This is a genomic window from Mycobacterium sp. (assembly GCF_049281135.1).
Lineage (GTDB): Bacteria > Actinomycetota > Actinomycetes > Mycobacteriales > Mycobacteriaceae > Mycobacterium.
Genome location: NZ_JBAPRN010000356.1, coordinates 1 through 6,668 on the forward strand (window position 1 = coordinate 1; position 6,668 = coordinate 6,668).

Genomic DNA, 6,668 nt, shown 5'->3' on the forward strand with positions numbered 1-6,668 from the left:
GCTCCGGCCCGCCGCTGCCGCCGACGAGCGGTGCCATCGCCCGGGTGGGGCTACCACCCGGGCGTTCGATCTTGATCACCTCGGCCCCGAAGTCGGCGAGAAGCCTCCCGCAGTATTCTCCGGCAACCGATTCGGCCAGCTCGACGATCGTGATACCAGTCAGCGCCGACATGCCATACCTCGAGACGTCAGGGCTTGGCGCGCCCCGAGCGGCTCAGGCGCCACTCCGGCGGGAAGTTGAGGTCGTTGTCCTTCACGACGTTGTTGAGGCCCTTCTCGAATGTGCCACCGGTGAGGTCGACATCGTTCTGCGCGTCGTTTTGGATCATCGGCAGCATGCCCTCGACCATGCCGGTCAGCAGGCTGCCGAAGTACTCACCCTTGTGCTGCTTGTACAGCTCGAGGAAGGTCTTCTGCACCGCGACGGTGTCGGTCGGGCGGGACCGCGAACACGCCAGCGCATACTTCTCGGTCTCGGCCTCCAGCTTGTCGCGCGGCACGACGCTGTTGATGAAGCCGCAGTCGTACATCTCCTTCGCACTGAAAGGCCGTCCGGTGAACAGCATTTCGGAGAACTTGCGCAGACCCATCGTCTCGGCCCACCACCACAGTCGCGGCCCCCAACCGACGTAGCGGAAAGCCGGGTGACCGAACAGGGCGTCGTCGGACGAGATCACCAGGTCGGCGTCGCCGGCCTGGTAGAAGTGCCAGCCGTAGCAGTAGCCCTTGGCCTCGATGATGCTGATCTTCCGAAGCTCCTGCAGCGGGCGGTTTCCGGCGCGGGCTTTGGCGTAGAAGTCGGTGACGGTGGACAAGTAGCGGTAGGAGCCACCCGGCGGGTACTTGACGTCGTCGTCGTTGATCGCGAGTTCGTGATGCAGCGGCAGGCCCGGGTTCTCGAGCATCGGGCGCTGCTCGGGAAGATCACCGCCACTGCCGAAATCATCGCCCTCGCCGCGGATCACGACGACCTTGACGTCGTCGTCGACGTTGCACTTGTGGATGAGGTCGGCGTAGTTCTGCCGCATACCCAGGCTGGTGGCGTTCTGGGCTTCGGGGCGATCGAAGGTGATGTAGGCGATCCGGTTCTTTTTGTCCTTCTCGAACTTGATGTACTGCTCGGCCTCTTTCTTCAGCTTTTCGTAGTCAAATTCGACCATGAGTCATCTCCAATGTTGGTTGTTGATTATTTGAGTAAGCTGCCCGCGTCGACGGGAAGCGAAACGCCGGTGATGTAACGAGATTCATCAGAGGCGAGGAACAATACGGCGTTGCTGATATCGATCGGATCGACCCAGGGCACCGGCAGGGTGTGCATCATCTGGGAGATCGGGGCGAAGTCGTCAGGGCCGGGATTCTCCAGATCCGGGCGGAACAGACGGTAGGTCTGCTCATTCATCACCATCGTGGTGCTGACCTGGGTGGGCAGCACCGAATTGACCCGAATCATGTGCTGCCCCAGTTCCACGGCAAAGGTGCGCATCAGGCCGATGACGCCGTGCTTAGCGGCGATGTAGTGGCCGGTATTCGGATAGGCCTTACGGCCACCCACCGAGCTGGTGAGCACGATGGACCCACCGCAGCCGACCGAAAGCATATGTGGCACGCCTGCTTTGACCGTGTGCCAGACGCCGGTGAGGTTGATGTCGATCATGTCTTGCCAGATGTTTTCCCGGATCTTGTGCAGCATTCTGCCGTCGGTGCCGACACCGGCGTTGGCGACGATGATGTCGAGACGACCGAGCTGCTCGACGCCATTGTCCACAGCGGCCTTCAGGGCCTCGTAGTCACGCACGTCGACTCGAGCAGTCACGATGCGCCGGCCGAGTCCCGTGACCAAATCCACTGTCTCGTCGAGGTCTTCCGGCGTTGCATGCGGGTAGCTGAGGTTGGCGATCGGCCCGCAGACGTCGATGGCGATGATGTCGGCGCCTTCTTCAGCCAGTCGCACGGCGTGACTGCGGCCCTGCCCGCGGGCTGCCCCACTGACGAACGCGACCTTGCCCTCGACGCGACCGGTCATGGTGTCGAGGCCGGCATCGACTCCCATCCCCGCACCGTCGATGTCGGGCTGAGTTCGGCGTTCGACAGGTCGACCTCCCATTCCGGGAAGCGTTTGAGGATCTCTTCGATGGCGATTCGCCCTTCGAGTCGCGCCAGCGCCGAGCCCAGACAGAAGTGGGTGCCGACACTGAAGGCCAGGTGCTGCCGGGGCGTTCGGTGGATGTTGAATTCTTCGCTGTCCGGGCCGAATTGGCGCGGGTCGCGGCAGGCGGCTCCGAGGAGCATCATCATCACGGCGCCTTCGGGGACGGTGTGGCCGTGGAAGCTGATGTCGCGGGTCACGTAGCGGGCCGCGTGCGGGGCCGGTGTTTCGAATCGCAGGAGTTCTTCGATGGCCTGCGGTATCAGTTGAGGGTGCTCAACCAGTTCGCGGCGCTGGTCGGGGTGTTCGGCGAGAACCTTTCCGGCCCAACCGATCAACCGGGTGGTGGTCTCGTTGCCCGCGCCCGCAACAACGTTGAGATAAATCAGCAGTTCGTCGCGGGTCAGGCGGCGGGTGGTGCCGGTCTCGTCGACGAATTCGACGTTGAGCAGCTCGGTCATGATGTCGTCGGAGGGATTGGTGGCGCGCCAGTCGATGTAGGCGGCAAAGATTTCGCCGGTGGCCAAGCCGCGTTCGTGCTTCATCGGTTTCCCGGCCTCGGTGCGAAGCTGCGCGTTGGTGCGGTCGCGGATGAATTCCTGATCGTCTTCCGGGATGCCGAGCAGCATGCTGATGACCTTCATCGGCATTTGGGCGCCGAGGTCGGCGACGAAGTCGATGTGTCCCGTTCCGACCAGCGGGTCCAGCGACTGCGTGCAGAATTCGCGGATCTGCGGCTCCAGCGCGGCGATCTTGCGTGGGGTGAACATCCGGGCCAGCAGCTTGCGGTGAATGTCGTGGATCGGTGGGTCTTCCATGATCAGCAGGCCGGGCGGGATGTCGAGGTTGGCCTTGATCAGCTCGAGGATGATGCCGCGCGCCGAACTGAACGTGCCGTGATCGACGAGCCCCTTGTCGACATCAGCGAACCGGCTCAGCGCGTAGAAATCGTGCTGGGTGTTGTAGTACAGCGGCGCCTCTTCACGTAACCGCGCGAAAGTCGGGTAAGGGTCGGCGTTGACGACGACATCGTAGGGGTCGTAGTGGACGTCCTGGACGTCCAAATCGGTGCTGATCGTCACGAAATCTTGCCTTTCGCCACAACTTCGGCGATCCGGATGGGCCGCATGCCGGATCGTTGTCGCCAGTGTGTCAGCGTCCGAGGCGGTTCGGGCGATTTGTACCTTTCGCTTAACAGAACCGCGCTCGCGCGCTTACCCGGGACGGGCTAACTCTATTGCCGTAGAGAACCATATGGGCCCGTATTGGGCAAGAGCTGACGATCTATTTCGAACGCGGTTGCAACGCCGTGCCGGCCTGGGTGAGTCGCCCCTGGTGGTCGCTGCCCAGGACACCGGCGACGATGGCCGACAGGACGCCGTCGAGCTGTTCGGGGCTCTCGATGATCCGATCGCCGTGGGCGAGTCGTAGCAGCAGGCCGTTGATGAAGGTCAGGGTGATGTTGGTGAGGTCATCGACGACGGCGGGATCCAGCTCGGCCCCATGCGGCAGAAGTTGCACAAAGATGTCGTGGTGCAGCTTGGTGAAGGCCCGGGTGGCGCGCTCCAATGTCGCAGCCAATGCCGGATCACGGGTCGCCTGCATGGTCAGCTCATAACGCGCTTTGGTACGCGTCAGCTGCGGTTCTTCCCCGGTTTGGATGACCACCTTGGCCAGTGTGGACGCCGACGCCCCGGCTTCGATGCCGGCGCTGTCGGCAACCGCCTGCAGCGTCGCCAGGTCGAGCTCGACCATGCGCTCGGCGACCGCGTGCAGCAACGCTGACCGGGTGCGGAAGTAGAACGAGGTGGTGCCATCGGGAACACCGGCGCGGCCGTCGACCTTCAGGTGGCTCAGGCCCTTTGCGCCGTCGTCGGCGAGCAGCTGTATCGCCGCGTCGCAAAGTTCACGGCGGCGTTGGTCGGGATTGGGCTTGCGTCTGTTTGGTATCCCGGCAGTGTAGCGGCGGGTCACCCGCGGTTTCGGTGTCAAAGCAGATCCTGGCGGCGAGCTAGGTTGGTATTCGGTTCCAAGCTACTCTATATTCGTAGTGTCAGCTGAGAATTGTGCAATAACGTCGAACGGACAACGCGTGGCCGCTCCCGCCAGCCCGCTCCAGCAACTAGAGCGTCCCATTCCGCTGCCGCGGGCATCGTCGCCGCGCTCGGACCTGGACGATTTCGGCCGCTACCGATTTCAGGTGGTGGCTGCCGACATCGCCGACGCGGTGATGTCGATCGGCGGCCTGATCTTCGATCGGGCGATGGCGGGATGGGATGTCAGCGTCGTGGTCGACGGCGGTTCTGATCGCCTGATTGACGACCGGCCGATCCGGATCCTGGGCGGCAGCGTCGCCACACGATTGGAGAGCCTTGTCCGGCCGCCGGCCCGGCCGCACATGCTTGCGATCGCCACCGACGTGATGGTCAAAAGCGCAGCCGTCCGCCGGCAGGTGCTTGCCGCCGGCAACGACAAAGAGGCCGAGGTGCTGCTCTGGGGCCGCCACCACCCGACCAATCTGAACTGCAGGTTCGTCGCCGGCCGGCACCGGCCGAGTGCGGCTGCCCACGTGTTCAAATCGCAGGCGCTGGCCGCCGCCGGCGAGCTGGTCGGCCTGCAGGCCGACGAGGGCTTTTATTCGTTGGCCTGACCGTCAGCCGGGCTTACCGGCGGTGACGAACTGCAATGTGCGCTGGGTCTGCTGCTCGACGTCGACCAGGCCCGATGACCTGAACAGGTCCACGAACTCGTGCCGATCGAACAAGCGCAGCCCGATCATCCGGGCGCTCGCGGTCATCGCCCGCCGGACGGGCGGTATCTCGCCCGCGTAGCTGGTCAATATCGCCACCCGCCCCCCGGGTCGCAGCACGCGCACCATTTCGCGGGCGACCTGGAACGGTTCGGGCATTAGATAGAGCGCGCCGAAACAGCAGACGGCATCGAAGGTTTCATCGGCGAACGGCAGCGTTCCCGCGTCTCCGCGGACATAGCAGGTACGCGGCCCGCTGTTGTCCAGCACGGCGCGGGTCAGCATCGGCACGGAGATGTCCAACCCGACCGCCAGGCCGTCCGCCGGCAGATGTTGCGCCAGCTTTCCAGTGAAATTGCCCGGGCCGCAAGCGATATCAAGTAACCTGTGGGTGCCCGACAGATCCAAGGCGTCGGCCGCGCGACGTTGCTCGCTGCTCGTGGTGACGCCGCTGGCGACGTAGAACAGCACCGGGCGCCACAGCCGTTCGTACACCGTGGCGACCAATGGGCTGTTCATCGCGACCTGCGCCACCGTGGGGGTTTCGCTGGCGACCGACTCACCAAGCACGTCGAGGAAGCCGTGCCGCAGGCTGGCCTCGCGATCGAGCAAATGACGCGTCGTCTCCAGCGGATTCTCGGCGCTGCCCATCCTGTGAGTCTGCCGGGGCAGATGTCCTTGCTGCAACACGATCAAAGCCCCTAGCCTTGGCATTATCTCGGAGACGGCGACAGGGGCGGCATGGTGACCGAACTGAGCGCGCTGCGCGCCGATGAACTCACTATGCTGGACATCTTCAAGGGGTGTCCCGCCGAGGACTTGATGCCGCTGGCGGCCAGCTTGCAGCCGCTACAGGCCGCTGCGGGTCAGATCCTGATGAAGCAGGGCGAGCAGGCGGTGTCGTTCCTGCTCATCGCGTCGGGCACGGCCGAGATCAAGCACGTCGCCGATGACGACGTGGTGACCGTCGAGCACGTGTCGGCCGGCGCGATCGTCGGCGAGATCGCGCTGCTGCGCCACATCCCGCGGACGGCGACGGTGACCACCACCGAGGTGCTGACCGGTTGGATCGGGGACAGCGACGCGTTCGCGCGGCTGGTGCACATTCCCGGGATCATGAGCAGGTTGGTCCGCACCGTGCGCCAGCGACTGGCGGCCTTTCTCACGCCGATCCCGGTCCGCACTCGCGACGGGACCGAACTGCTACTGCGTCCGGTGTTGCCCGGCGACAGCGAGCGGACGTTGCAGGGCCGCGTGTGGTTTTCCAGCGAGACGTTGTATCGGCGATTCATGTCGGCGCGCGTGCCCAGCCCGGCGCTGATGGACTATCTGGCCGAGGTCGATTACGTCGATCACTTCGTCTGGGTGATGACCGATCTTGACGGCAATCCGGTGGCCGACGCGCGCTTCGTGCGCGACGACCACCATCCGGAGGTGGCCGAGGTCGCGTTCACCGTCGCGGACGCCTATCAGGGCCGCGGGATCGGATCCTTTTTGATCGACGCCCTCTCCGTTGCCGCACGGGTCGCCGGAGTCGACAAGTTCTCCGGCCGCATGCTCGCCGACAACGTGGCGATGCGCACGATCATGGACCACTACGGCGCATTGTGGGAGCGCGACGACATCGGAGTGGTCACCACGGTCGTCGACGTGCCCGATCTGGACGATCTCTCGTTGAGCCGCGACATGGTCGCTGAAATCAAACACACTGCGCGTCAAGTGATTCGGGCCGTCAGTTAGCATGCGATTCTGGGCGGCCGCGGTGGTCGTCCC

Annotated in this window: 8 protein-coding genes; 2 read left to right on the top strand and 6 right to left on the bottom strand. The window is 64.3% G+C overall.

Annotation, left to right across the window (positions count from 1 at the left end; all coding sequences use genetic code 11):
- From WAN02_RS14315 to WAN02_RS14335, 5 genes are all read right to left on the bottom strand, one after another.
- Window positions 1-172: CoA transferase (locus WAN02_RS14315; protein ID WP_422264867.1), on the bottom strand; the 172-nt coding region annotated here is incomplete at its 3' end.
- 16 nt (window positions 173-188) lie between these two features.
- On the bottom strand, window positions 189-1,160 hold the full coding sequence (locus WAN02_RS14320; protein ID WP_422264862.1) for an enoyl-CoA hydratase/isomerase family protein: 972 nt from the start codon (window positions 1,158-1,160) through the stop codon (window positions 189-191).
- A 26-nt stretch (window positions 1,161-1,186) separates the two neighbouring features.
- Window positions 1,187-2,023, bottom strand: coding sequence for a mycofactocin-coupled SDR family oxidoreductase (locus WAN02_RS14325; RefSeq protein ID WP_422264868.1), 837 nt, complete (start codon window positions 2,021-2,023; stop codon window positions 1,187-1,189).
- On the bottom strand, window positions 2,020-3,228 hold the full coding sequence (locus WAN02_RS14330; RefSeq protein ID WP_422264863.1) for a cytochrome P450: 1,209 nt from the start codon (window positions 3,226-3,228) through the stop codon (window positions 2,020-2,022). Before WAN02_RS14330 ends, WAN02_RS14325 begins: the two co-directional genes overlap by 4 nt.
- Before the next feature lie 202 nt (window positions 3,229-3,430).
- Window positions 3,431-4,096 (bottom strand): TetR/AcrR family transcriptional regulator, encoded by a 666-nt coding sequence (locus WAN02_RS14335; protein ID WP_422264869.1) that lies wholly within the window; start codon window positions 4,094-4,096, stop codon window positions 3,431-3,433.
- Window positions 4,097-4,238: 142 nt separating this feature from the next.
- Here WAN02_RS14335 and WAN02_RS14340 point away from each other — a divergent pair, with 142 nt between their 5' ends.
- Window positions 4,239-4,796: a hypothetical protein gene (locus WAN02_RS14340; protein ID WP_422264864.1), complete on the top strand. Its 558-nt coding sequence runs from the start codon at window positions 4,239-4,241 to the stop codon at window positions 4,794-4,796.
- Between the two features lie 3 nt (window positions 4,797-4,799).
- On the opposite strand, the gene WAN02_RS14345 is transcribed toward WAN02_RS14340, so the two are convergent.
- Complete coding sequence (locus WAN02_RS14345; protein WP_422264865.1) at window positions 4,800-5,546, bottom strand: class I SAM-dependent methyltransferase; 747 nt, start codon at window positions 5,544-5,546, stop codon at window positions 4,800-4,802.
- 90 nt (window positions 5,547-5,636) lie between these two features.
- On the opposite strand from WAN02_RS14345, the gene WAN02_RS14350 reads away from it, so the two are divergent.
- On the top strand, window positions 5,637-6,635 hold the full coding sequence (locus WAN02_RS14350; protein WP_422264866.1) for a GNAT family N-acetyltransferase: 999 nt from the start codon (window positions 5,637-5,639) through the stop codon (window positions 6,633-6,635).
- Window positions 6,636-6,668 lie beyond the last annotated feature (33 nt).